Source organism: Clostridium sp. AM34-9AC (assembly GCF_003480225.1).
Lineage (GTDB): Bacteria > Bacillota > Clostridia > Lachnospirales > Lachnospiraceae > Acetatifactor > Acetatifactor acetigignens.
Genome location: NZ_QUIU01000024.1, coordinates 25231 through 52175 on the forward strand (window position 1 = coordinate 25231; position 26945 = coordinate 52175).

Consider the following 26945-nt stretch of genomic DNA (forward strand, 5'->3'; position numbering starts at 1 on the left):
TCTGTGTTATCTGACTCCGGATAGTTACATCTCATTGGATACTGCATTGTCGAGAGTATCCGCAGTACCTGTGATCAGATCATCCTCTTCCGCCAGTCCGTAATAATACTTGATAATATCTCTGGTGAACTGGGCTGCATAGTCTGAAGAATATCCGAAGGGTATTCTTGTGGCAATGGCGATCCCCGGATTCTCATACGGCGCATAGCAGATAAAAAGCGCATGGTTTGGTCGGGAAGCTGTCTGCTCTGCCGTACCGGTCTTACCTGCGGCATTTACCGCCAGATCATTAAAGTACTTTTTATTTTCCACCACCTGACGCATTCCCAGATGGAACGCATCCCAGTATTCCTGCGGCAGGTCAATCTGATTTCTCACTTCTGCATGGTACTCTTTCAACAGATTGCCCTGGGAATCTGTTGTCTTATCCAACAGTGTCAGATTATAGCAGGTCCCACTGTTGGCAATGGTAGTGACATATCTGGCCAGTCCAACGGTAGTGTAGCTGTTGCTGCCCTGTCCGATGGCAGAACGTACCGGATCCTTGGTGGATACATCCGGTGCATATTCTCCGATCTCCACTCCCGATTTATCTGTCAGTCCATACAGATCCGCATATTTGCTCAGGGTATCCAGACCCGCTTCCTCATTATAGCTTCCGGTTCTGGTAGCCAGCTGGTAGCCCACATTGTAGAAGAAGTAGTTACAGGAATCCTTGATGGCAGATGTCACATTTTCATAGCCATGTCCGGAAATTTTCCAGCATCTGGGGGATGGTGTGATCTCGGTAAAAGTACCGACACAGTTCACGCGGCTCTGAAGATTAATCACATTCTCCAGAAGTCCCGCTGTAGCGGATACAATCTTGAACGTGGAACCGGGTGCTGCCTTATACTGGGTGGCAAAATTCAGCTGTGGGCTGGACTTGTCCGCATTCAGCTGCGCATAATACTCCGCATCCACGGTATTCGCCATTTTGTTATTGTCATATCCCGGATAAGACACCATAGCCAGCACATCTCCCGTATTGACATCCGTAATGACTACAGAGGCATTGCAGGGATCCAGTGCCAGTTGGGCCGGTGTGATCTCCAGATTATTGATCCGGTTCATCATAAACTGATATGCCGACAATTTACCGGAATACAGTGCTTCTTCATCCTCAGCCGGGATGTCCACCACCTGCTGTTCACACAGGAGCATACAGATCTGTTTCCCGGTGATCTTGTCATTTAAAAGCATATACTTGTAGAAACGTTTCTGGAACTCCGTGGTATGGTCGATGGCATTAATGGTGTACTCCAACAGTTTGTCATAAACTTCTGTAGAATCCGAATATTTGTCATTCAGATCCAGCTTGCTGACATCGATCCAGTTCATGGCGATGCAATACTGCAGATACTCCTTTAAGGAGATCACTTCCTCCTTCGCCCAGGCCGTCTGCGTAGCATCGTTATCATCCACCAGTTCCTTCATGATCACGCCTTCCTCCCGAAGGAGGCTTACGATATTACTCTGGTAAACCTGATATTCCTTGGAAAGCTTGCTATAGGGAGTTGCCCCTTCTGTAAGTTCGTAAGTCAGTCTGTCGTAAACACCCTGCTTATACTCCAGATAAGCGGCATAGACTGCCTTTTCCGTCTCTCCGGCATCTTCTGCCTCGAAATGTTTTCTGTCCAGGATATTGTTGTTGATCATGGCAAAATACACGTCATAGATCGGGATCTTAATGGACGAGCTCTTGGCATTCTCCGGCAGATTGAATTCTTTGGCGTTGATGATCTTGCTTGCCACCAGACCGGCCAGCTTCTGTTCAATGATATTATATACCGCCTCCGTAAGATCCTTATCGATGGTCAGGTAGACATCCGCTCCCGGCTGTGCCTCTTTCCGCTCTAAAATAGTGATCACCTTACCGGTATTGTTCACCACCACTTTTTCACTGCCCTTGGTACCCTGCAGAGTAGTCTCCATATATGCCTCAATACCACTCTTACCTACCACATCATTGATGGTATAGGTATCCTCCAGGCCGCCTTCCGTCACCACCTGGTCATTTAACTCTGCCAGTTCATCGGAAGAGATTTTACCGGTATATCCCAGCACATGGGCGAAATATTTGCTGTCTATGTAGTGGCGCACCGTATCCTCTACGATGGACACACCGTCCAGCTGGTCGGAATTCTCCATGATCACCGCCACTGTCTCCGCACTGACATTGGTAGCCACAGTGGTTCCCACATATTTCCGGAAGGAGGTCAGATTCATGGCATACCGGATGGTTACCATCTGCAGCCACTCCTCTTTGGTATAACCTTTCCCCGGCACGAAGGGGGTCTTGGTGTTCTCGGGATCTTCGTATTGACCGATAGCAAAGCCCTTGGCACTGCTTAAGTACTCTATCAGTTCCTGGGCTGTCATGGCTTTTTCTTCTTCACTAAGCTCGTCTATGGTTCTGTATCCAAGCACATCCGCCTGAAAACGAAGCAGCGCCGTACCATCCACGGAATAGGCATAATCGCCGTCTTCATCAATAATGATCTTAAAATCCGTGATCACACTGTCACCGTTTTTCTCGATCAGCTTTATCAGCCGATAGACAACGTCATTGACCTTTGCGTTCTTATTCCGGCTGGACTCAAACACATCCTCGATCTTCACAGAATAAGCCAGTTCATTTTCCGCCAGTACATTGCCGTTCCTGTCCAGGATCCGTCCTCTGGTACTGGATATATCCCTGGTCTTCTCGATCTGAAGGATAAAGTCGTTCAGATACTCTTCTCCGTTTACGATCTGCAGGTTGAAACAGCGGTAAAGCAGAACACCGGCAAAAAAAGCAAACAGTATCATAAGTACTGTCAGTCTGCTGGTCACAATATTAATAATGTGATCTCTAATTTCACGAAACAAATTTCTGTGCGCTCCTTTTTTCCTTCTCCTCCAGTTTCTGATTAATCTTCAGGATCAGAGGATACAAAATAATCGTAACAACGATGGTGTAAAGTGCCTCCGGCAGGATCACACTTGTAAAATAATACGGGAAATGAAAACGCCCTCTCAAAAGAAACATCAGAATGTAACAAATCAATCCATAAGAAATGTCGCTGACAATAATAAGCGCCAACGGCAGCTTGATATCCTCCGGATAAAAGATCCGGCTGAATTTCCCGTTAACAAAGCCTATGTACATCATGACCATGGCATAAAATCCCAGGAAACTTCCGAAAAAAATATCACATAAAAGCCCGCAGGAAAATCCGATCAGCAGTCCCTCCTTCTCCCCTCTCATAAATCCGAAGGAAGAAGTCAGAATGATCATCAGATTGGGAATGATTCCGCCCATTGCCAGGCTGTTAAATACACTGCACTGCAAGACAAAAAATAAAAGGATCAGAAGAGCCACTACAATCTTGCGCAGGAAGCTGCTGTTATTCTCCATCTGCGCCTCCTCCCGGAACCTGCTGTTTCTTGTCCGTGATCACCAGCACCTCACTCAGATGCTCGAAATCCACCACCGGAGTCAGGTATCCGGATTTCGTCAGATTGTTGGTATCTTTATTGATGGTACTGATATAGCCGATCAGGATATTGGGAAGATATTTATCACTGATATCGGAAGTAACTACCTTATCTCCCTCTGCCACTGCATCCTGGCTGTCCACCAGCTTGCTGAAAAGAATCACTCCCTGAGCCATCATCTGCAGATCTCCGGATACGATCAGATTGTCACCCGTGGCAAGTGTCATACCGCTGACATTGGAATTGTCGGAAATAATGGAAGTCACCCGGGACCAGTTCGGTCCTACGGACGTAATACGTCCCACCAGACCGCCTCCGGCGATCACATTCATATCATCCGCCAGCCCATCATTAGAGCCTTTGTCAATGACAAAAGAAGAATACCAGTTGCCGGAATCTCTGCTGATGATCCGGGCACCGATCTTATTGTAGTCCCCGTATTCTTCATCCAGCTCCAACAACCCTCTCAGTTCATTCAGTTCATATTTGTCCTGCTGCAGCAGAGTGTTCTCTTCCGTCAGGGAAGCCACCTGCTCCTTCAGGGCACTGTTCTCCGCTAAAAGTGTCCGGATCTGCACCAGTTCATCGGAACGATTTGCCAGCCATTCTCCGGCCTTGGCGATCCCCTGTTCAAAGGGTACGATCACATATCCCACCACTCTGTTGAACGGTCGGTTAAATACATTGGTTCCAAAGGTCACCAGCATCATGATGGTGCAGAGGATAGTTAAAATAAAAAGGAGATATTTACTCGGTAAAGTAAACCTCTCCCCTTTTCTTTTTACGACTGGGCTCATTTACTCATCCCTTCAATTGCATAAGCTACCGTTTTATAGTTATCATCCTTGATGATCTTGGCAAGTCCTGTTGCCACGCTGGTCAGCGGATTCTCAGCCACATTCACATGCAGTCCGGTACCGGTTGCCAGTCTCTCTGCCAGATGACTTACCTGGGATGCTCCTCCGGTCAGATAAATACCGTGACGGTAAATATCCGCTGCCAGTTCAGGGGGTGTTCTCTCCAGTATCACCTTTACATTATCAATAATGGTATTAAAGTGCTCTTCCAGAGACTCGTCCACCATTCTTGTGGGAATCTCACGCTCCACCGGCAGACCGGTGACAATGTCTCTGCCGTATACTACAGCACCCTTTCCTTCTTCTTCCAGTTCCTTCAGGGCAATCTTCACATTCTCAGCCGTCTTGCCACCGATGATCAGAGAGAATTCTCTTCTGACTGCCGCACGGATGGCATCATCAAATTTCATGCCGCCCACCTTGATCAGACGGCTCAGTACGATACCGCCCAGTGACAGGATGGAGATTTCCGTGGTCTCGTAGCCGACATTCACCACCAGGACGCCCTGGGAATTTTTTACATCGATATCCAGACCCAGACCGTCTGCCACGGCCTTCTCCACTACCATGATCTTCTTGGCCTTTACGTTAGCTCCTTTGATCAGATCATAGAATGCTCTTTTTTCCACCTCGGTAACATCCGTAGGCACTGCAATGAAGAAATCAGAAGGCTTGGTATTGCCCTTCTGCAGATCACCGATAAAATACTTTACCAGCGTCTCCATATTTTTGATATCCGCGATCACACCATTGGAAAGCGGATAAGAAATATGAATATTGCTGGGAGCTTTCTCATACATTTCAAATGCAGAGTTACCATAAGCAAATAAAGTATTCTTATTCTCGATGGCAATCATATTTTTTTCGATCATGATATTGTCATCATTGCGGTTATAGATCTTTATATTGTTGGTACCAAGGTCGATACCAAATGCATTGTTTGCCACTGTCGTTATCCCTTTCTTATATCAAAAATTTTTGCTCTCTGAAGCTAGTATACCTGTTATCGCCAATAATAATGTGGTCTAACAGCGGAATGTCCATCTGGTTTCCCACCTTTGCCACATTTTCCGTCAGCTCCCTGTCGGATCTGCTGGGAGTGGGATCTCCGCTGGGATGATTGTGCACGAGGATAAGACTGACTGCCTTGTCCTTTAACGCCTCCAAAAATATCTCTCTGGGAGAGATCAATGCCATATTGACGCTGCCGTCCGACAATTTCTTCTCACGGATCAGCTGTCCTTTGGCATCCAGACAGAGCAGATACACACATTCGGTATCCCTGTGTCTGAGTTTTTCCATAAAATATTCCGCCACATGATCCGCTCTGGTGAAGCAGATCCCCTCTCTGGCTTTGGCCCGGCTCATCCTGTTGGACAGTTCGGCGATGCATTTTAGTTTCACCGCTTTCACCATGCCAATGCCCCGGATCTCCATCAGTTCTTCCACACTCACATCATGCAGACCCAGCAGTCCTTCTCTCGGATAGGTGGCCAGTGCCAGTACCTTCTCAGCCAGCGCCACCGCGGAATCCTCCTTCGTCCCGGTTCGCAGAATCACCGCAAGCAATTCCGCCTCCGTAAGATTCTCCGGTCCGAACTGCAGAAATCTCTCATAGGGAAGTCCCCGGTCTGTATTTACCTGTACATTCTTCTCGGGCATAAGTCTCCTTCTGCCTGCTCCGACGTATGCTGCCTAACGGATAAAACGGTATACCACAAACGCTATGATCACACCGATCACACTGGCGATCGTGATGTTAAACTCCAGTCCGAAAGTCAGAATAATGAAACCGAGATTCAGTTCCACTGGACTGCTGAGGCCGAAATTCTGTCCGTAATTCAGAAAAGTACCGTCGAAATAAGTCCCTATAAATCTGCCGATCACAAATCCGATCAGTACCAGGACGATCAAAACCCAATTAATTCTCTTCAAGGTAGTTCCTCTTCTTTCTTCTGTGTACTCTCCATGGCTGAACAGTCTCCCCGTGAGCCTGTCTTCCATACGTCTTTTTATACTATCACAAAAAGCTTCTTCTGTACACAAATTTAGTAGATTTTATTTTGCGCTTTTTCTACAGGATTCGTATTTTTCAATGTAGTTCTACATGCTTTCCGGATCTGTTCTTCCGTCACAAGACCTTTTTGTACCAGTACCTGCAGGGATTTCAGAATACCGAATTTGGCATGCTGCCAGGTCAGTCCGCCCTGGAAATACACTGCATACGGAGGCTTGATGGGGCCGTCCGCGGACAGCTCAATGGAGGAACCGGAAACAAATGCTCCCGCTGCCATAATGACCTGTGCATCATATCCCGGCATATCCCAGGGTTCCGGTGTCACATGACTGTCTACCGGTGCCGCCGCCTGAATTCCCTGGCAGAAGCCGATAACCCCCTCAGGCTGACCGAAGGTCACTGCCTGAATGATATCGTGTCGGCTCTCACTGCCGTTCGGTACTACCGCAAAACCTAATTTTTCATAGACATTGGCTGCAAAGATCGCACCCTTCAGTGCTCCCGCCGTCACCGTGGGAGCCAGGAAAAATCCCTGATAAAAATCTTTCAAAATGCCAAGGGAAGCGCCGACTTCCTTGCCCAGCCCCGGAGAGGTCAGACGGTATGCCGCATTTTCCACACATTCTTTCTTTCCGGCAATATATCCGCCGATAGGAGCCAGTCCGCCTCCGGGGTTCTTGATGAGAGATCCTACGATCATATCCGCACCCACGTCGGAAGGTTCTATGGTCTCCACGAATTCTCCGTAGCAGTTATCCACCATGCAGATCACGTCCGGCTTAATACCTTTAATGAAGGCGATCAGTTCGCCGATCCGCTGTACGGACAGGGTGGGTCTGGTCTGGTAGCCCTTGGATCGCTGAATCGTTACCAGATGAGTTTTCTCATTGATATTCTCACGGATTTTATCGTAATCAAAGCTTCCGTCCGGCAGCAGATCCACCTGGCGATAAGTTACTCCATATTCTGCAAGAGACCCTTTGGAGGGGCGGATGCCGATGACTTCTTCCAACGTATCATAGGGTTTGCCTACCGGGGACAACAGTTCGTCTCCAGGTCTTAAATTGCTCATCAGAGCCAATGCCAGTGCATGCGTGCCGCAGGTGATCTGAGGGCGCACCAGTGCATCCTCCGTATGGAAAGTCGCTGCATAGACAGCCTCCAGGGTATCTCTTCCAAGATCGTTGTAGCCGTAACCGGTAGTGCCCAACAGGCAGGCCTCACTGACCTGATGCTGCTGCATGGCATTTACCACCTTTAACTGATTGTATTCCGCGTTACTATCCACTTCATCAAAGCGGTCTCTTAAACTTTTCTCAATGGTGCAGCCGTAATCATATACGGTCTTGCTGATTCCCATAGACAGGTAGATCTCTTCATTACTGCTTCTCATAAATCTCTTTTTCTCCTAATTCTCTGATCATGTATTCCAATATTTTCTCTTCGTTATAATCAAACCGGCCCTTGTCGATCCAGGTGACTTCACTCTCTCTGCGAAACCATGTCAGCTGTCTCTTGGCAAAATGCCTGGTATCCCGTTTCAAGGTATAGACCGCATCTTCCAAGCTGCATTCTCCATCCAGATATTCCAGAATCTCCTTGTAGCCCAGTCCCTGCATGGACGTCATGCCCTTACGGCATCCCATATCCTTCAGTTGTCTTACTTCATCCACCAGACCCTGTGACATCATTTCATCGATTCTGTCCTCGATCCGTGCATACAGCTTTTCCCGGTCGTCCGTCAGCACAAAATAGCTGAAATTATAGGGACTTGTCCGTTCTTTTTCCCTCTCGTTGTGTACAGAGATCGGTTCTCCTGTCAGTTCATAATATTCTAAAGCACGGATGGTTCTCTTGATATTATTGGCATGAATATTCTCCGCCGATACGGGATCGACCTTCTTCAGCATCTCATGCAGACTCTCCGGTCCCTGTTCTTCTGCCAGAAGTTCCAGTTTTTTTCGATATTCGGTGTTCTCTTCGTTTTCCGTAAAATCAATGCCCCGAAGCACCGCCTGAATGTAAAATCCGGTGCCTCCCACCAGAATAGGGATATGGCTCCTGTCATATATCTGCTCCATACATTCCAGACAATGTTTCTGGAACACTACTACATTGAATTCTTCCCAGGGCTCCAGAATATCGATCAGATGATGGGGCACCCCCTCCATCTCCTCCGGACGGATTTTGGCAGAACCGATATCCATATGTTTATATACCTGCATGGAATCTGCCGACAGGATTTCTCCATTTATAGCTTTTGCCAGTGCGATGGACAGTTTTGTCTTTCCCACCGCTGTCGGCCCGGTCAGGACCACCAGTGGTTTCTTTTTTTTCTGTATTACCGACATTATTTTTTCCTTACTCTTTTTATCCTGCTATCCGTTGTTCTGGGTACAGTTTGCTGCATCGATGGCGATGACCAGCATCAGACCCTCCAGTTCATCCTGTGGATCGGAGAAATTAATAGTATACGTATCTCCCCAGTGAAACAGTTCTTTGGAGATATGGATGATACTGCTGCATCCATTGTATACATCATAATCCCATCCCAGAAAATCTCCCTCCACGCGCCAGCCGTTATAGTCGATCTCATATCTGGGCTTGAAAAAAGAAAACTGTTTGCGGATTTCACCACGGACCCGGCCACCGATCTCGATTTCAAAGGCCGGAAGAAAGGTAAGCAGCCGCTGTCTGATCACTCCCAGTTCATGGTTATTTCTGTCGTATACATGCAACTGGTGTCCCAGGGAGAAAAACTCCGCTTTTACAAAATATTTTGGATTTTCATTTTCATCATAGACATCATAGGAATCTGTCCAGGAAAACACTCTCTGTCTGATCAGTAAACGCATTATACTATCCTCTTAAATTTTTTCTCCAGATCTGTCTCCGTCATGGTAATAATAGTGGGTCTGCCGTGGGGACAGTTGTAGGGATTATCCAGGGTCAGAAGTTCGTCGATCAATTTCTCCGCCTCCTGAAAGCTCAGACGGTTATTGCCTTTGACCGCCGCCTTGCAGGACATGGATGCAATCTTTTCCTCAATGACCTGAAAACTTCCGCGATTGCCGGTCTCCTGGGACAGTTCATCCAGCACTGCCAGGAACAGTTCCCTCTCACTGCATCCGTAGAGATCCACTGGCACACTACGGAGGGCATATTCGTTGCCTCCGAAAGCATCAATCTCAAATCCCAGCTGTGCAAAAGCATCCTCATAGGTGTGCAGAATGCTTTCCTCCTGCCCTGTCAGGCTGACAATAATCGCCGGCATCAGACGTTGGGACACCACACTCTTTTCATAAAACTGTTTCATCAGGCGTTCATATTTTACCTTTTCATGAGCCGCATGCTGGTCAATGATGAACAATTTGTCTTCAAACTGGATCAGCCAGTAAGTATCAAAGACCTGACCGATAATCCGGTAACGGCTGCGATTCTGCATGGACAACAGTTTTTCCTCGAACAGATTCAACTGCTGGGTATTTTTGATCTCCGGTTCCGGGGCGGCAGCTGCATCCTGCGACGATGCCGTGGGCTGTCCGGAAGCAGTTGTTGTGGCCATCTGTTCCTGTACCGGGTTCTTCCTGTCTTCCGGCGGCACTGCCTCCACGAAGAAATCATCTTCCTGCGGTACGGCTGTGGTGCTGACTGCTTTGGAAACTTCTGGTGTATTACCGTACAGGACGGCCTGCGTTTTTTTCACCGTCACAGTTCCTGCAACACCCACTGTGGAGTTCTCTATTAGCTCCGGCTTGCGGATACTGGTCTGTACCCCGGCATGATTTTCCTGCCAGACAGGTTTCTGTATAAATTCTCTCCGGTCCCTGGAAGCTGCTTCATATTTTGCTGCCTCCATGACACGATAGCTTTCTTCTCTCTTTTTTTCAAATACTTCCGGTGTGTGTTCTTTCCAGGAAGCTCTTCTCTCTTCCTGTTCTTTCTTCTGGATTGCCTTTTCATCCTCCAGAGAAGCATCCGGGATCATCTCCCGGTTCCGCAAAGTGATGGCGATCTTCTCACTGAGCATTCTGGCAAATGCCATGCCGTCAGAGAACCGCACATCCATTTTGGAAGGATGTACGTTCACATCCACCGTCTCCGTATCCATGGTGATATGCAGTACGCACAGTGGAAACTTATGCTGCATCAGATACTGCTTGTAGCCTTCCTCGATAGCCTTGGCGATCACACCGCTGCGGATAAAACGACCGTTGATAAAATAGATCTCGAAGTTACGGTTGGAACGCACCAGTACCGGTTTGCCCAGATATCCTTCGACTTTGATGCCGTTCTCTTCGATCTGGATAGGCACCAGCTCTGCGGCAATCTCCCTGCCGTAGATCCGGTAAATTACCTCCCGCAGGTCACCGTTTCCGGAGGTATGGAATCTGGTCTGGTTTCCCAGTACAAATTTAAACGAAATATCCGGTCTCGACAATGCCAGATGTTCCATCAGATCCGTGATATAACTGCCCTCTGTGGCAGGCTGTTTTAAGAACTTCCGGCGTACCGGCGTATTAAAAAACAGGTTCCGCATGAGGAACGTTGTGCCGTCCGGTGCACCGATTTCATCAATGGATTGCTCCCGCGCCCCTTCCAGTACCATGCGGGTACCCGTGAGATTTTCCTTTCGCTTGGTAATGATCTCCACCCGGGAAACTGCCGCGATACTGGATAAAGCCTCACCACGGAATCCCAGACTCGCAATATGGTTCAGATCATCCGCATCCTCTATTTTACTGGTGGCATGGCGCAGGAACGCGGTAGGAAGCTGATCTCTCTCGATACCGCAGCCGTTATCCGTCACGCGGATGAATTCAATGCCGCCTTCCTTTGCCTCCACCGTGATTGCTGTAGATCCGGCATCAATGGCATTCTCCACCAGTTCCTTTACCACACTGGCTGGTCTCTCCACCACCTCACCGGCAGCGATCCTGTCGATCGTCCGGGAGTCCAGTACATGTATTCCCATAAATCTCCTCCCTTATGCTTTCTAGCCGTTCCAGCGGTTCTTTAACTTATTCTGCAGGCGGTACAAAGTATTCAGTGCATCCAGCGGTGTCAGAGTCGTTACTTCGATCTCCGTCAGTTCCTTCAGCACATCCTCGTCCGTCACCGTATCAAACAGAGACATCTGCGCCAGATCCACTTCATCGTATTTTGGCTGTTTTTTTGCTTTCCCATCGCCCTTATTATCAATGGCGATACTCTGCACCTTTTCGGTGATATCATTGTCGGACAGCTGTTCCACGATCTCTTTTGCACGGTCAATGACCATATCTGGCACACCGGCCAGTTTGGCCACCTGGATACCGTAGCTCTTGTCTGCACCGCCCTTTACGATCTTACGCAGGAATACAATATCGTCTCCGCATTCCTTGACTGCGATGCAGTAGTTGTTGACATTGTTCATTTTGCCTTCCAGCTCGGTCAGCTCATGATAATGGGTGGCAAACAGTGTCTTCGCTCCCAAAAGCTTTCGATTACTGATATGTTCGATCACTGCCCAGGCAATGCTCAGGCCATCAAAGGTGGACGTGCCTCTTCCGATCTCATCCAGGATCAGGAGACTTTTGGATGTGGCATTCCGTAAAATATTCGCCACCTCATTCATCTCCACCATGAACGTGGACTGCCCGCTGGCCAGGTCATCCGATGCACCCACACGGGTAAAGATTCTGTCTACAATGCCGATGTTGGCACTTCTGGCAGGCACGAAACAACCGATCTGTGCCATCAGCACGATCAGTGCCGTCTGACGCATATATGTGGATTTTCCCGCCATATTCGGACCGGTGATGATGCTGATACAATGACTTCCATTATCCAGATAGGTGTCGTTGGCAATGAACATGTCATTAGTGATCATCTGTTCCACCACAGGATGTCTGCCATCCTTGATATCAATGACACCTTTTTCATTTAACTTCGGGCGTACATAGTGATTGCGCTCAGACACCAGGGACAGGGATGCATAAACATCCAGTTTTGCAAGCGCCTTGGCAGTATTCTGGATACGTACCAGTTCCTGTGCGATGGTATCCCGGATTCTGCAGAAAATATCATACTCCAGTGTCTGAAGCTTGTCCTCCGCATTTAAGATCGTATCTTCCAGTTCTTTTAATCTCGGTGTGGTATACCGCTCCGCATTGGCAAGGGTCTGCTTGCGGATATAATCCTCCGGCACCAGATCCTTGTAGGAATTGGTCACCTCAAAGAAGTAGCCGAACACATTATTTTTTTTGATTTTGAGATTCTTGATCCCGGTACGTTCTCTGTCTTCTTCTTCCAGCTGGACCAGCCATTGTTTGCCGTCATGTTTGGCTGCACGCAGATGATCTATAGTCTCATCGAACTGATCCTTGATCATTCCGCCTTCACGAATAGATATGGGCGGTTCCTCAACGATCGCCTCGTCAATCAGCTGATAAATGTCCTCCAGTCCATCGATTTCTTCCCGGATGGCTGCCAGCTCCTCTTTCTGGAAGCCCGACAACACCGTCTTGATAGGCGGCAGCATCTGCAGAGAGTTACGAAAAGCGATCAGATCTCTGGGGTTTGCCGTCTTATAAGTTACTTTGCTGAGCAGTCGTTCCAGATCGTAAACCGGATTCAGGTACTCTCTGATCTCGTCCCGGGAGATGGAATCCTGATTCAGTTCCTGGATTGCATCCAGACGTTTCTCCATTTCTTCCTTATCAATCAGAGGCTGCTCAATATAGTTTCGCAGCAATCTGCCGCCCATGGCCGTCTTCGTCTTGTCCAGTACCCACAACAGAGACCCTCTCTTCTGCTTTTCCCGCAGTGTCTCTGTCAGTTCCAGATTTCTTCTGGTGGAACTGTCCAACAGCATGTATTTGCTGGTAAGATAGGGAGAAATATGAGTAAAATGTTCAAGATCCGTCTTCTGGGTATCATATAAATATTGCAGCAATGCTCCTGCTGCCAGAATTCCTGTAGGAAATTCCTCAACACCGAGGCCGATCAGAGTATTCACCTTAAAATGTCTCATAAGGATCCGCCGGCAGCCGTCATCATCGAACATGTGAGACTCCAGTGAGCTGACCGACATATGTAACCGGGACTTCAAGTCCTCCACATCATATCCGCTGACCAGAAAGGCCTCATTGCAGATGATCTCCGAGGGCTCATATTTCATCAGTTCGTCCTTCAGTTTCCGCAGGTCTTCTACCTCTGTCACATAATAATCTCCGGTAGTGACATCCGCTGCGGAAATGCCGATTCCATCCGAGGTATAGGCAATGCACATCAGGTAATTGTTCTTGCTGGCTTCCAACGACTGGACATCCAGGTTGGTCCCCGGGGTCACCACACGGATAACCTCTCTCTTCACCAGTCCCTTTGCCAGCTTTGGGTCCTCCACCTGTTCGCAGATGGCTACTTTATAGCCCCTGCTGACCAATCTGGCCAGATATGTCTCCACCGCATGATAGGGAATACCACACATAGGAGCACGTTCCTCCAGTCCACAGCTTTTTCCGGTCAGTGCAATTTCCAGCTCTTTGGATGCTACTATAGCATCGTCAAAGAACATTTCATAAAAGTCTCCCAGGCGATAAAAAAGGATGCAGTCCTTATACTGCTCCTTGGTCTCCATATATTTTTGCATCATTGGTGTCAATTCAGCCATGATTTTCTCCTGTTCTGTAAAAGAATACACGACAAAGCGGACACGCAAAAGCTTGCGTATCCGCATCTATCTTAGCACAAAATATTGAGGTTGTAAATTAAAGAACCCGTCCACAAATGATAGTTTTTGCCCCTTATCCCAACCGTGCGGCGCGCTCCAGTGCATCATCAATATGCGCACACACATTCTCTCTGCCGACCTTGTCCAGGAAACCGCTCTTCTCCATGACGTGCATGGGCTGTTCCCCTACATGGGACAGAATGATCTGGATATTTTTCTTCTTGCAGTCTGTATATAGCTGTTCCAGATTATGCATGGCTGTGGCATCGATAGCGCTCACGCTGCGCATACGCAGTACCAGACAATTCATCTTCTCATCCAGTGTGATCTTCAGGATCTTGTCTGCTGCGCCGAAGAACAGAGGGCCGCTGACCTCATAAACCATAGTGTTGTGCGGTACGACTCTTAAGGACAGGCTGTCCGCATCATCCTCATCGTCCACATATTTCCAGCCTTCCACTTCCGTCACATCGCTCATACGTTTCATGAACAGAATGGCTGCCAGCAGGATACCTACCTCAATGGCTACCACCAGATCAAACACAACGGTCAGTACAAACGTGGTCACCAGAACGATGATATCGCTCTTGGGTGCAGTCTTGCAGAGTCCTACGAACTTCCGCCAGTCACACATATTGTATGCCACCATGAACAGGATCGCTGCGATGGTAGGCATGGGGATCAGTGCCGCATACGGCATCAGCACCACCAGTATTAACAGCAGTGTCACAGAATGTACCATACCTGCAATAGGGGTACGTCCGCCGTTTTTCACGTTGGCTGCGGTTCTGGCAATGGCTCCGGTAGCCGGAATTCCTCCGAACAATGCGGAAGTAATGTTGCCGGCACCCTGGGCGATCAATTCCATGTTGGAGCGGTGTCTACTATTCACCATGCTGTCTGCCACCACACAGGAAAGCAGAGACTCGATAGCCGCCAGAATAGCGATGGTGAAAGCATCCGGCAGGACATTCTGTACGGTCTTCAGGCTGAAGGACGGCAGAGAAATTGTCGGGAGCTTATTGGAGATCTCATACAGATCTCCGATGGTGTTTACATTCATATTAAGCAGTGCTACCATGGCACTTCCCACCAGTACTGCAATCAGTGAAGGGGGAATCTTCTTGCAGAAGCCCGGCAGATACTGCCATACGATCAGGATCAGCAGACTGATCACACCCACCAGAAGGGCCTGCAGATTGGTGGTGGATATAAACTGAAATACCGCTTTTAATTTGTCCATGGTCTCGATCAGCGGCTCTTCACTGACAATGGTCAGTCCCATGAAGTCCTTGATCTGTCCGATCAGAATTGTCACGGCAATACCTGAGGTAAAGCCCGTGGTAATGGTATAAGGGATGAACTTGATCAGATTACCCAATCGGAATAATCCCATCAGAATCAGGATCACACCCGCTAACAATGTCGCGATGATCAGACCGTCCATGCCGTTCTTCGCCACAATACCGGCTACGATAGTGGCAAATGCCGCAGTAGGACCTGCGATCTGTACGCGGCTGCCACCCAGGAAAGAGATCACAAAGCCTGCGGTGATTGCTGTATAGATACCCTTTTCCGGTGTTACTCCGGAAGCCAGTGCCAGTGCAATGGATAAGGGCAGGGCAATGATCGCCACGATGATACCTGCGATCACATCTTTTACAAACTGTTCTTTCGTGTAGCTTTTCATCACGGAGAAAAGCTTCGGTTTTAGTTTTTCCATAACAATCTCCTTAATAATACAAAACTCGTGTGAAATTATAAAATTTTTATAAAGTCACACGAGCCTTATCATATCTCTATTTCGTTTTCTTGGCAAGATTTTTTTGGCCAAATCATTCTACAATACGATTTTTCCCATTATTTTTTGCGGTGTATAGCTTACGATCTGCAGAAGTAAACAACAGATCCATCTGTTTATCTGCCTCATAACGTTCCATTCCACCGCTGATCGTAATATCCGTTTGTTTGGTTGCCTGAGAGTATTTCCTTAACCCCTCCTGAATATTTTGAAACGCCTGCAGCACCTGCTCACGGTTGTCTTCTTCGAATACCAGCATAAATTCCTCGCCGCCGAATCGGGAGGCAATTCCCTTTCCCAGCATTTCCTCCAGCATCAGTCTGCCGGCTTCCCTTAGCACATCATCACCATATCCATGTCCATAGGTATCATTTACTACTTTAAAATCGTCCACATCCATCAGTATGATCCAAAAATTCCTGCCTGGTATCCGCATCCACCCATCCACCTGTTTTACCAGATAACGTCGATTATACAGTCTGGTCAGTGGATCATGATTTGCTGCAAATTCCAGATTTTCACTGAGCGTCAGCAATTGTTTCCGTTGTTCTTCATACCTTTTGAGCAGTACAAATATCATGGTAAATACGGAAAGTGCTACGATGATAAAAGATCCCAGAGTTGTTCCTATTATACCGATTTCATCCATATTGCTCCATCTGGAAGGACGTTCAAAACTGATCATCATGATTACAAGATATTCCAGCAGGGTGAACGCATAAGAAGCAATCACCATGCTTCTGGGGAAAAATACTGCCAGTCCCACAATTCCAAGAATCAGATATACAATGGCTGTGTTCCCATAGCAATAATACAGATAAGGGAACTCAAACCAGGAAAGTATTAAAATGATCACAACCGCAGGTAATTGCACCTTTTGGGTAATCCATCCGGCACATCCGATGATCAGGATCATCAACAGGCATACTCCGCAGAGTATGGTGGGTAGTTCCGTCCCATGAATACAGAAATTGCAAATCGTCCCAATCAGGTTTGCGCTTACGGCCGTGTTCACAAGAATCTGATACATATTCCAGGACATATCCTTCTCTATATCACAATTTCCCCAAAGTTCTTTTTCCTTCTCTTGTTTCATTTTATTTTCCTTTTACACCTGATGACCTGTGTAATAAAATCCATGGCATTCATCCAGCGATACATTCACTATCTTCCCCACAAGTGATGCATCCCCCTGAAAATGTACCAATGTATTGTTGGACATTCTTCCGGTGACCATGGAGCGGTCGTTTTCGTTGATCTCTTCCACCAGCACATCTGCAATCTGTCCCTGATATCTGCTAACCTGTTCTCTGGCAGTCTCCTGCACGGTCTTAAGTACCCGGTCAAACTGTTCCTTCACCTGCTCCTCTGGCACCTGTTCCATGGCTGCCGCCGGAGTACCGGTACGTTTGGAATAAATAAAGGTAAACGCATTGTCATATTTCACACGGCGGATCACATCAATGGTCTCATCCACGTCTTCTTTCGTCTCTCCCGGAAAGCCTACGATAATATCCGTGGTAATAGCCATATCCGGGATCTCCCTGCGGATCTTCTCCGCCAACTCCAGATACTGTTCCTTGGTATAACGACGGTTCATGGCTTTTAAAATCTTCGTGGAACCGGACTGTAAGGGCAGATGCAGATGTCTGCAGATCTTTTTCGAATGCTTCATCACCTCAATGAGTTCCTCCGACAGATCCTTGGGGTGGGAGGTCATGAAACGGATCCTCTCCAATCCCTCGATTCTTTCTACTTCCTGCAAAAGCTGTGCAAAGGTAATGGGCTCTTCAAGATTCTTACCGTAGGAATTTACATTCTGTCCCAGCAGCATGATCTCCACAACGCCGTCTGCCACCAGTCCCTCGATCTCCCGGATGATATCCTTCGGATTACGGCTTCGCTCCCTGCCGCGGACATAGGGGACAATACAATAGCTGCAGAAATTATTGCAGCCGAACATAATATTGATACCTGATTTGAAAGAATATTTTCTCTCTACCGGCAGATCTTCCACGATCTTGTCCGTATCCTTCCAGATATCAATGACCATTCCCTCATTTTCAAACAGGGAGCATAACAGCTCTGCGAATTTGAAAATATTATGAGTTCCGAAGATCAGATCCACGAAGCGGTAACTGTTTTTAATCTTCTCGATCACGGTGGGTTCCTGCATCATACAGCCGCACAATGCGATCTTCATATGAGGATTTTTCCTTTTATAGCCGTTTAATACTCCCAGTCTTCCATAGACACGCTGGTTGGCGTTATCTCTCACCGTACAGGTATTATAGATCACAAAGTCCGCATTCTCATCTTCAATGATCTCATAGCCGACTTTTTCCAGGATTCCCACCAGTTTTTCCGAATCCCTGGCATTCATCTGACATCCAAAAGTAGTCACACAGCAGGTAGGCCTTCTGCCCAGTTCTTCTCCAAGCTTTGCCACATGACCGGAGGCTTTCTCCATAAAATAATACTGTCTGTCGGTTTCGTTCATTTGTGTTACATTTATCATATAAAAAATATTGCCTTTCTAAATATCGGTATCTATTATCTGTCTGCGTATTTTGCTGCAATGGCGATCAATAGTCCGGTTGTTTTTTCCATGGACTGTACACAGGCATACTCATATCTGCCGTGATAATTTTCTCCGCCGGTGCACAGGTTCGGGCAGGGCAGCCCCATGAAGGACAGTCTGGCGCCGTCGGTACCGCCGCGGATGGGCGATACCTTGGGCTCGATTCCCAGCTCTTCCATGGCAGCTTTCGCGTTGTCGATCAGATGCATATGCTGCTCCATGATCTCCCGCATGTTATAATAAGAATCTTTCATATCCACTATAGCGGTACCTTCCCCATACTTCCGGTTCAGGAAATCCGCACAGGACAAGAACAACTCTTTTTTCTGTTCAAACAGCTGTCTGTTATGATCACGGATAATATAGTCCGCAGTAACTTCCTCCACATTGCCGCTTATAGCATCCAGATGGAAGAAGCCCTCATAGCCTTCGGTATACATTGGATTCTGCTCTACCGGCAGCAGCTTCTGAAACTCCTGCGCGATGAGAATGGCATTTTTCATTTTGCCTTTGGCGGAACCGGGATGCACACTTCTGCCATATACATGAAGCTTTGCCCCGGCGGCATTAAAATTCTCATATTCCAATTCCCCCAGTGCTCCGCCATCCACGGTGTAGGCATAATCCGCACCGAACAGCTTCACATCAAAATGATCGGCTCCGGCACCCACTTCCTCATCCGGGGTAAAGCCGATCCGGATCTTACCATGCTTTTTCTCCGGATGCATTAATAAAGTCTCCGCCATGGTCATGATCTCAGCCACACCGGCCTTGTCGTCCGCACCAAGCAAAGTCGTTCCGTCCGTCACGATCAGATCTTGTCCCATATAATGTAACAGTTCCGGAAAATCCTCCACCTTCATGACAATATTCCCTGCTGCATTCAACACAATATCTTTTCCATCGTAATTCTCTACGATCCGGGGATTTACGTTGGTATCCGTCACCGCCGGAGAGGTATCCATATGGGAAATGAAGCCAAGTACCGGAGCTTTCTCGCAGCCTGCGGATGCCGGAATTGTGGCATAGACATAACAGTGCTCCTTGTCATAAGTGATCTCTGCGGCCCCCATGGCCTCCAGTTCGCTCACCAGCTGTCTGGCCAGATCATGTTGTTTCATGGTACTGGGGATGGTGGTGCTTTCTTCACTGGACTGGGTATCGATCTTTACATATCGTAAAAAATTTTCAATGGTCTTGTCCATAATCTCACTCCTTAACTTATACACCAGCTCGCTTAAAAGCTCGATGATGTACATTCGCCAAATACAGATCCTTGTGCAAGCACAAGCCTGTACCTGGCTCATCGTATACACAAATACAACTGTCCTCTCTTACGCTCTTATAAACGCGGACAGCTGTATCTTATTTATCATATCATGGTGTCGGCAACCCTTCAATCATTAATTTCAAATTTTATATTTCTCGGAAATTATATTTCCGTATTTCCCGACAGATCCCTCTTGACAGCATCAGTACCGCCAGCAGATTCGGTACTGCCATCAGTCCGTTACAAATATCCGAAAAATCCCACACCGCTTCCAGCGAGCAGACCGCTCCCAAAAAAGTGACCAGTCCATAGCCCAGGCGATACCACTGGGTTCGGTCACAGCCGCCCGTCAGATACTCAAAAGCTTTCTCCCCCTGATATTCCCAGGCGATAATCGTGGCAAATGCAAACAGTACAATGGAGATTGTGAGCATCCATTCCCCTGTTCTGCCGAAAGTATCTGAAAAAACAGCGATCATGAGGGCTGTACCGTTCAGGACTTCTCCCCGGGGGTCCCTCTGCCCCAGCATTCCACTGGCCGCAATGGCAAGCCCCGTCAGAGAGCAGATCACAATGGTATCAATAAAGACACCCGTCATGCTGATATATCCCTGATGCACCGCATCTGACGTATCTGCGGCAGCAGCACTGATTCCCGCCGCCCCCAGTCCCGCTTCATTTGAGAAAACACCTCTGGAGACCCCATAGCGCATCGCCATTCTTCCGGAATGGGCGATTCCGTTTTCCACTGCAAGCATCGTCCCTGCCGCCCCTCCTGTCATAGCCTCCGGGCAGAAAGCTCCCCACAGGATCTGCACCACACCGGCGGGAAGATTCTTAAAATGGGTAAAGATCACCATTCCCGTTCCAAACAGATAAAACACTGCCATACAGGGCACCAGATATTCCGTCACCTTCGCAATGGTTCCTATCCCTCCCAGAATCACCAGAATCGTAAGCAGACTTAACACAATTCCCGTGACTGTCTGTTTTACCTGAAACGTCACCGAAAGTGCCTCCGCAATAGAATTTCCCTGTGTCATATTTCCCATGCCGAAGGAAGCCAGCACAGCAAATGTTGCAAACAGCATGGCGAGGATCCTGCCTGCTGTTTTCTGTGGGAATGCATTTTGCAGTACATACATCGGACCGCCTGCCGGTTCCCCCTTTTGGTTTTTGACACGATACCTGACACACAGTGTGCTTTCTACCAGTTTGGTCGACAGCCCGATGATCCCGGACAGTAACATCCAGAACAGAGCACCCGGCCCTCCCAGTACCATGGCAGTGGCTACCCCTACAATATTTCCCGTTCCAATGGTGGCCGCCAGTTCCGTGGTCAGGGAAGAAAACGAAGATACTCCCCTGCCCTCTGTTCCCTTCCGGCTTTCCGGCAAAAACACACGCCTGAGTGCAGCAGGCAGATTCTTCAAGGGAAGGAATCGTAAGCTAAGCATCAGATAACAGCCGGTTCCCAGCAACAAAAAAATAAGCCAGGGTCCCCATACGATCCGGTCTGTCTGCTGTAAAAAGCCTGTTACCTCTGTGATCATAAAAAGTCTGTCTCCCTGACATATTTTTCTAAACTATATTCTTTATTTTTCTATTTTATACATTGATATCACTGTCCGGCTGCTTTTCCGGATTCCTGCATTTCCGGAATGTATTTACTGGCTATCCGGCAGAAACCCCGGGATTTTTTCTGCGATCTCACGGATCCCGAACAGATATCCGATACCTTTCTCCAGTTGTCCTTCGGAAGCATTGAGCAGGGTTGCGGTCAGATGCAGCTTATGCTCTCCATATGCAAGATCACACGAATACTCACCGTTGTCGTTTTCCATGGTCGTCCGGTCCTCCGCTTCTATTCCAGCCTTTATTTCAGCTTCTTTATCCCACATGATCTGTGCATTGGTATCATAAGGCGCCTCTCCCTCGATTTCAATATAGGTCCCGGAATTATAATCATGCAGATAAGACTGCATATAATCGGTGATAAAATAATAAGGGGCATCCGCACCGATATCATCCCAGGTGACAGGTTCTGTCTCATCTTCTAGCACAACCTTCATAGCATAGAGTGTTCCGGTCTCGGAATCCACGACACACTCTATACTGACTCCCGTAACCTCCTCTTCCTTCATGCGCATACAGATGTCATAGGCCATGATCGCGACTCCGTCCGACAGCTTTTCATCATACAAAATATATCGTTTGATGGAAATATGATCTGTATCCATATTTTTGAAAAAATAATCCTCCGGGATCACACCCATATCCTGAAAAGTGTAATTCCATTCCGTATTTAAAATATATTCATCGATCAGACTATATATTTCACCATCCGTTGCAGCTTCATAATCCTGTTCAGAGATATAGTACTGTTTTCCCAAAGCGATACCGTCTGCCAGATTTTGAAGTCTGCGCACAGTGTCTGTCTCATACTCTTCCTTCCAGACGGTATAATCCGTTCCTGTATTTGATATACTGACTGACCTGGTCAGCCTGCTTTTATCCTGCAATCGTAACAGCCCTTCCGGTCCTGCGAATGCAAATACGATCAGCACAAACAGTCCACCCATACATAGTAGGAAATTGCGCCGGTTCTTATTCTCCTGTTTTTTCATATTCCGCCTTTTGCTCCCCTGTTGCTTTTATTTTTTACAGCCTGCATTTTCCCGGGAAAATATAACCGTATTACCGTGCCTTCTCCAAGCTTGCTGTCGATTTTAAGTTCCCCCTGATGCAGGGTAATGATTTTCTGGCAGAGAGCCATTCCGATTCCGGCGCCGCCTTCTTTGCGGGACCTGGACTTATCTACCATATAGAAAGCTTCCGTGATCCGTGCGATCTCTTCCTGCGGAATTCCTCTTCCGTTGTCCACAACTTTTATTTCATACCCTTGTGGAAGTTTTCTTCCCTTCATAAGAATAAATCCGCCCTCTTCCACTGCCTTCACGGCATTGTCCAACAGATTATATAACAGTGACAGTAACAGATCCCGGTCTCCCCAGATCACTCCTTTTTCCAGATTGATCTTCCCACGAATTCCTTTCCGCTCAAAAGGAATCCGCATAGTATCCCGGATATTTTCTTCCAGATCCCTGGTAAGTATTCTTTTAAATTCCATCTCCTGTCTGTCCATTCCTACCAGCTCCAGTAATTTATGGGACAGACTCTCCAGACGTTTCCCCTGACTGAAAATATAATACGTGGCCTCCCCCCGTTCCTGTTCCGTCAGTTCATAAGAATTCAACATATCTGCATAGCCGATGATGGAGGTCAGCGGTGTCTTCAGTTCATGGGCAAATGCCGCTGTAAAGTCCTCCTTCTGTTTCGCTTCCAGCTCTTTTTCTTCCATCTGGTGCATCAGGCGGTCCGTCATCCGGTTAAAGCTGCGGGATAACTCTCCGATCTCATCTGTGCCCTGATAGACAGCTCTCTTCTCAAAATCCCCTCCTGCAATCCTTCCCGCAGTGCGGTTTAACTGCTCTATGGGGCGGGTCAGATATCTGGACAGCAAAAAAGCTGCCAGACCACCGATCACCAACAGACCTGCCAGCGCAATACCATATTGCCGCATCATACTACTCCGTTCTTCATAAATGCCGCTCAGATCCTTCAGGATCCCTAGATATACCGTATCTGCCGAATCCGTCGCCTGATCTGTGATGATGCTGAGCAGATAATAACACGTTCCTACCTTGCGGACACCGTAGACCTGATCTGCACCGGGATCCATAGTCCGGATCATTTCTTCCGCAAGAGTCCTGATCTCATCCTGCGGCAGCTTCAGGCTGCCCTCCAAGGTGATCGTGCCATCCGTTTCAAGTATCATACATTCCATACCGTTCTGATCCGTCATCCGTTCTGTTGCGGAATTTCCTGCCTGTATCCCAGCAAATTCCGCTCCGTATTTTTCCATGTTCTGATACACCATATCATAAATGGTCTGAAAGAGAAGGTTCTCTCGTTTTCCCTGCTCCGTCTCCCGTTCTAACATGCGGTTAAAATAGGAAAACAGCATAAAGCTTCCAAACAGCATGAAGGCTGCCGTAAGGAGTGCTGTGATGGAAAAAAATAATTTATACGTGAACTTCATTCAAACGATACCCCACCTTATATACCGCTATAATAATATTTTCCCAATGTAGCTTTTTCTTCAGCCGCTGTACATGCAGGTCCACCGTGCGGCTCTGTCCCATATATTCACCGCCCCATACGGTCTCGTATATAGTCTCCCGGTACAAAGCCCTGTTTTTATTTCTTGCAAACAATAACAGAAGATCAAATTCCTTCGGTGTCAGATAGATTTCTTCTCCATCCAGTGTCACTCTGTGGGATGCCGTATCTATAGTTACATTGTTGACCTGTATCATCGTCTCCGTCTTATGATATCTGCGCAGCACTGCCTCTACTCTGGCCAGAAGCTCCACGATCTCGAAAGGCTTCGGCAGATAATCATCTGCGCCCATGCGAAGCCCTTTTACTTTATGTTCCGTAGAACCCAAGGCTGTCAGAAAGATCACCGGAAGCTCACAGGCTTTCGCATAATCCATCAGTTCATAACCATTGATTCCCGGCAGCATGATATCCAAAAGTGCCAGATCGAATTTCTCCCGCTCCATAAGATCCGCTGCGGTCTGTCCGTCCGGTGCCCAGGTGCACTGGTACCCGGCTCTCGTCAGATTGATCCGGATCAGATTGGCAATGGGCTCCTCATCTTCTGCAATTAATATTCTAAGCATTTCCCTGTCCCTCGACCACATTTCATAAGCTCACGAATTCGTGCTATCGCACTCTGCATCCTGCTTCGCAGCCGCTTGTTTTATAATACGATTTCTCCGTGCTATCGCACTCTCGAAATCGTAACAGACATTCACAATCCGCTGTCCTTCGACCACGCTTCCCAAGCTCACGAATTCGTGCTATCGCACTCTGCATTCTGCTTCGCAGGATATTCGTTCGCTAATAGTGCAAGAAAAACAAATGTCTGCTTCGCAGCCGCTTGTTTTTCTTTTGCACATATTTATATTATAGCATATCTCATCTTTGTATCCAATTTGTATCATCTATTTATTTGGCACTATTTTTTCGTCCGATCATACCATATATTAAATGAATTATTGGAAAGGATTGCTATGAAAGACTATTCTTTTGAAGAACATTTTGAAAAATATCCACTGGCCATGGCCTATGTTCCCTGGCAGCATTTCACCAAAATGTATGAGAATCTGGAAAAAGGCTACCAGGCGGGTACCATTTTTCCGGAGCTTGACAAACCTTTTACCGGAAGGAGATGCGTAAAATGAACAGTGAAGAAAAAATGCTGCACGACATCGGCATTGCCGACTTCGTTCTGACGGATCTGATGCTGTATCTGGACACTCACCCCACAGACCGGAATGCCATGGAGTATTTCAACCATTATGCCAGAATCAAGACACAGATGGAGCGGGAATTCTCCAGAGAATATTACCCCCTGCGGAAAGATCTGGCAGAAAGTAACAAGGAGTGGCGCTGGGGCAACGCTCCCTTACCCTGGGAAGGAGGATGTAACTGATGTGGAGTTATGAGAAAAGATTACAGTTCCCTGTAAATATCAAGGAACCCAATGCCAAACTGGCCCAGGTCATCATTTCCCAGTACGGTGGCCCCGACGGGGAAATGGGTGCCAGCATGCGTTATCTGTCCCAGCGTTATTCCATGCCCTTTAAGGAAGTGGCAGGACTGTTGACGGATATCGGAACTGAAGAGCTTGGACATTTGGAAATGGTTGCCACCATCGTTCACCAGCTGACCCGTGACCTCTCCATGGAAGAGATCGAGAAAAGCGGATTTGCCAATTATTATGTGGATCACACCATTGGTGTCTGGCCTCAGGCAGCAGGCGGTGTACCCTTCAATGCCTGTGAATTTCAGGTAAAAGGAGACATCATCACAGATCTGCACGAAAATATGGCTGCAGAACAGAAAGCCCGCTCCACCTACGACAACATTCTGCGCCTGATCAAGGATCCGGATGTCTGTGAACCCATCAAGTTCCTCAGAGCCCGGGAGATCGTCCACTACCAGCGCTTCGGTGAAGCCTTGCGCATTGCCCAGGATCACCTGAACTCCAGGAACTTCTATGCATTCAATCCCGGATTTGACCGCTGTGATTCCTGCGAGACCTGATAACTTTTTTACCATGCACGCTTCCAGAATCCAATTTTGTATCAAAACAATTTAGAAAAGGCTGCCGGTTCCGAATCCTATAATTTCCGCTTCGAAACTGGCAGCCTTTTTTCAATTTTCAGAATTATCTCTTTTCGCCAGGTATTATCTCTCTTCACCCATGAAGAACAATGCCAGTGTTCCGGGGCCGGAATGAGAACCGATGGTGGGGCCCACATAGTTGATGAGGAAGCTGTCCATGCCAAAACGCGCCTTTACCAAGTCTCTCACCAGTTCCGCCGCAGGCAGATCATCACCGTGGCTGATGAAAACAATATCGTTCTGGTCACGGTAGGATCCCATCTTCTCCTCCATGTAATCCACCAGTGCATGCAGAGATTTCTTACGTCCTCTTACCTTACCGATGACAATCAGATGTCCATCGTTATCTACATGAAGCTTGGGTTTGATACCGGCCAGTGTTCCTACAAATGCCGTAGCCTTGCTGACACGTCCGCCGCGGTAGAGGTGATACAGATCATCCACGGTAAATACATGTACCAGATGCAGACGATTATTCTTCACCCACTCTGCCACTTCTTCCATGGATTTTCCCTGATCTCTCAAAGTCACTGCCTTGTGGACCAGCAGTCCCTCTCCCAGAGAAGCGCACAGACTGTCGATCACGATGATCTTGCAATCGGGCTGTTCCTCCATGATCTCATCCGCCGCGATCCGCATGCTGTTGTAAGTACCGCTCAGTCCGGAGGAAAAAGCGATACAGAGGATCTCTTTATTTTCTTTCAGATATTCCGTAAAATGAGCCTTTGCCTCCTCAGGGTTGACCTGGGATGTAGTCGGCATCTTGCCCTGTCTCATCAATGCATAGAATTCTTTTTCGGGAAGTTCCTGTCCTTGTCCATAAGTCACACCATCCATGATATAGCTAAGGTTCATGCATCCAAGATCATGTTCCTTCAGATACTCTACCGGCAGATCAGCAGTACTGTCTGTAACGATTTTAAACATT

The 26945-nt window shown here is 47.6% G+C and carries 23 protein-coding genes; 3 read left to right on the plus strand and 20 right to left on the minus strand.

Features of this window, described 5'->3' with window-relative positions:
- Nucleotides 1-24 precede the first annotated feature (24 nt).
- From DW835_RS13750 to DW835_RS13840, 19 genes are all read right to left on the minus strand, one after another.
- Nucleotides 25-2910 (minus strand): penicillin-binding transpeptidase domain-containing protein, encoded by a 2886-nt coding sequence (locus DW835_RS13750; protein ID WP_118731291.1) that lies wholly within the window; start codon nt 2908-2910, stop codon nt 25-27.
- Entirely contained in the window at nt 2900-3439 is a 540-nt protein-coding gene (gene mreD, locus DW835_RS13755) for a rod shape-determining protein MreD (protein ID WP_118731292.1), read from the minus strand. Before mreD ends, DW835_RS13750 begins: the two co-directional genes overlap by 11 nt.
- Nucleotides 3429-4229 (minus strand): rod shape-determining protein MreC, encoded by an 801-nt coding sequence (mreC, locus tag DW835_RS13760; RefSeq protein WP_347559383.1) that lies wholly within the window; start codon nt 4227-4229, stop codon nt 3429-3431. Before mreC ends, mreD begins: the two co-directional genes overlap by 11 nt.
- An 83-nt stretch (nt 4230-4312) precedes the next feature.
- Entirely contained in the window at nt 4313-5323 is a 1011-nt protein-coding gene (locus DW835_RS13765) for a rod shape-determining protein (protein ID WP_022312495.1), read from the minus strand.
- 16 nt (nt 5324-5339) lie between these two features.
- Nucleotides 5340-6038, minus strand: coding sequence for a DNA repair protein RadC (gene radC / locus DW835_RS13770; RefSeq protein ID WP_022312494.1), 699 nt, complete (start codon nt 6036-6038; stop codon nt 5340-5342).
- Nucleotides 6039-6071: 33 nt separating this feature from the next.
- Nucleotides 6072-6311, minus strand: a complete 240-nt coding sequence (locus DW835_RS13775) for a DUF4321 domain-containing protein (protein ID WP_022312493.1) — start codon at nt 6309-6311, stop codon at nt 6072-6074.
- A gap of 113 nt (nt 6312-6424) precedes the next feature.
- Entirely contained in the window at nt 6425-7786 is a 1362-nt protein-coding gene (locus DW835_RS13780) for a methionine gamma-lyase family protein (RefSeq protein WP_118731293.1), read from the minus strand.
- Entirely contained in the window at nt 7773-8744 is a 972-nt protein-coding gene (miaA, locus tag DW835_RS13785; protein WP_118731294.1) for a tRNA (adenosine(37)-N6)-dimethylallyltransferase MiaA, read from the minus strand. Before miaA ends, DW835_RS13780 begins: the two co-directional genes overlap by 14 nt.
- Nucleotides 8745-8771: 27 nt before the next feature.
- Nucleotides 8772-9248: an LURP-one-related family protein gene (locus tag DW835_RS13790; protein ID WP_118731295.1), complete on the minus strand. Its 477-nt coding sequence runs from the start codon at nt 9246-9248 to the stop codon at nt 8772-8774.
- Complete coding sequence (mutL, locus tag DW835_RS13795; protein WP_118503949.1) at nt 9248-11368, minus strand: DNA mismatch repair endonuclease MutL; 2121 nt, start codon at nt 11366-11368, stop codon at nt 9248-9250. The genes DW835_RS13790 and mutL overlap by 1 nt, the downstream gene beginning before the upstream one ends.
- Before the next feature lie 21 nt (nt 11369-11389).
- The gene (mutS, locus tag DW835_RS13800) at nt 11390-14047 is read right to left on the minus strand and encodes a DNA mismatch repair protein MutS (RefSeq protein ID WP_118731296.1); all 2658 of its coding nucleotides are present in this window, start codon (nt 14045-14047) and stop codon (nt 11390-11392) included.
- A 133-nt stretch (nt 14048-14180) separates the two neighbouring features.
- Nucleotides 14181-15830, minus strand: a complete 1650-nt coding sequence (locus tag DW835_RS13805) for a SulP family inorganic anion transporter (RefSeq protein WP_022312487.1) — start codon at nt 15828-15830, stop codon at nt 14181-14183.
- Nucleotides 15831-15942: 112 nt separating this feature from the next.
- A complete protein-coding gene (locus tag DW835_RS13810) occupies nt 15943-17004 on the minus strand; it encodes a GGDEF domain-containing protein (protein WP_022312486.1) in 1062 nt (353 codons plus the stop codon).
- A gap of 12 nt (nt 17005-17016) precedes the next feature.
- Nucleotides 17017-18426, minus strand: a complete 1410-nt coding sequence (miaB, locus tag DW835_RS13815) for a tRNA (N6-isopentenyl adenosine(37)-C2)-methylthiotransferase MiaB (protein ID WP_118731297.1) — start codon at nt 18424-18426, stop codon at nt 17017-17019.
- Between the two features lie 35 nt (nt 18427-18461).
- Nucleotides 18462-19694 carry a peptidase T gene (gene pepT, locus DW835_RS13820; RefSeq protein WP_118731298.1) on the minus strand — a complete coding sequence of 411 codons (1233 nt, stop codon included), beginning with the start codon at nt 19692-19694 and terminating at the stop codon, nt 18462-18464.
- Between the two features lie 211 nt (nt 19695-19905).
- A complete protein-coding gene (locus tag DW835_RS13825; RefSeq protein ID WP_118731299.1) occupies nt 19906-21312 on the minus strand; it encodes an amino acid carrier protein in 1407 nt (468 codons plus the stop codon).
- A gap of 114 nt (nt 21313-21426) precedes the next feature.
- The gene (locus DW835_RS13830; protein ID WP_147353729.1) at nt 21427-22386 is read right to left on the minus strand and encodes a hypothetical protein; all 960 of its coding nucleotides are present in this window, start codon (nt 22384-22386) and stop codon (nt 21427-21429) included.
- Nucleotides 22383-23861 carry a HAMP domain-containing sensor histidine kinase gene (locus DW835_RS13835; protein WP_118731301.1) on the minus strand — a complete coding sequence of 493 codons (1479 nt, stop codon included), beginning with the start codon at nt 23859-23861 and terminating at the stop codon, nt 22383-22385. The genes DW835_RS13830 and DW835_RS13835 overlap by 4 nt, the downstream gene beginning before the upstream one ends.
- On the minus strand, nt 23845-24507 hold the full coding sequence (locus DW835_RS13840) for a response regulator transcription factor (RefSeq protein ID WP_117465638.1): 663 nt from the start codon (nt 24505-24507) through the stop codon (nt 23845-23847). The genes DW835_RS13835 and DW835_RS13840 overlap by 17 nt, the downstream gene beginning before the upstream one ends.
- A gap of 393 nt (nt 24508-24900) precedes the next feature.
- Between DW835_RS13840 and DW835_RS13845 the strand changes: the two genes are divergently transcribed.
- The 3 genes from DW835_RS13845 to DW835_RS13855 are packed head-to-tail and all read left to right on the plus strand — an operon-like array spanning nt 24901 to nt 25936.
- Nucleotides 24901-25071: a spore coat associated protein CotJA gene (locus tag DW835_RS13845; RefSeq protein ID WP_022312479.1), complete on the plus strand. Its 171-nt coding sequence runs from the start codon at nt 24901-24903 to the stop codon at nt 25069-25071.
- Nucleotides 25068-25322, plus strand: a complete 255-nt coding sequence (locus DW835_RS13850; RefSeq protein WP_227733133.1) for a spore coat protein CotJB — start codon at nt 25068-25070, stop codon at nt 25320-25322. Before DW835_RS13845 ends, DW835_RS13850 begins: the two co-directional genes overlap by 4 nt.
- Nucleotides 25322-25936: a manganese catalase family protein gene (locus tag DW835_RS13855; RefSeq protein ID WP_117465636.1), complete on the plus strand. Its 615-nt coding sequence runs from the start codon at nt 25322-25324 to the stop codon at nt 25934-25936. Before DW835_RS13850 ends, DW835_RS13855 begins: the two co-directional genes overlap by 1 nt.
- 144 nt (nt 25937-26080) lie before the next feature.
- Here DW835_RS13855 and DW835_RS13860 read toward each other — a convergent pair whose 3' ends face one another.
- Nucleotides 26081-26944 (minus strand): DegV family protein, encoded by an 864-nt coding sequence (locus DW835_RS13860; protein WP_022312476.1) that lies wholly within the window; start codon nt 26942-26944, stop codon nt 26081-26083.
- Between the last annotated feature and the right edge of the window lies 1 nt (nt 26945).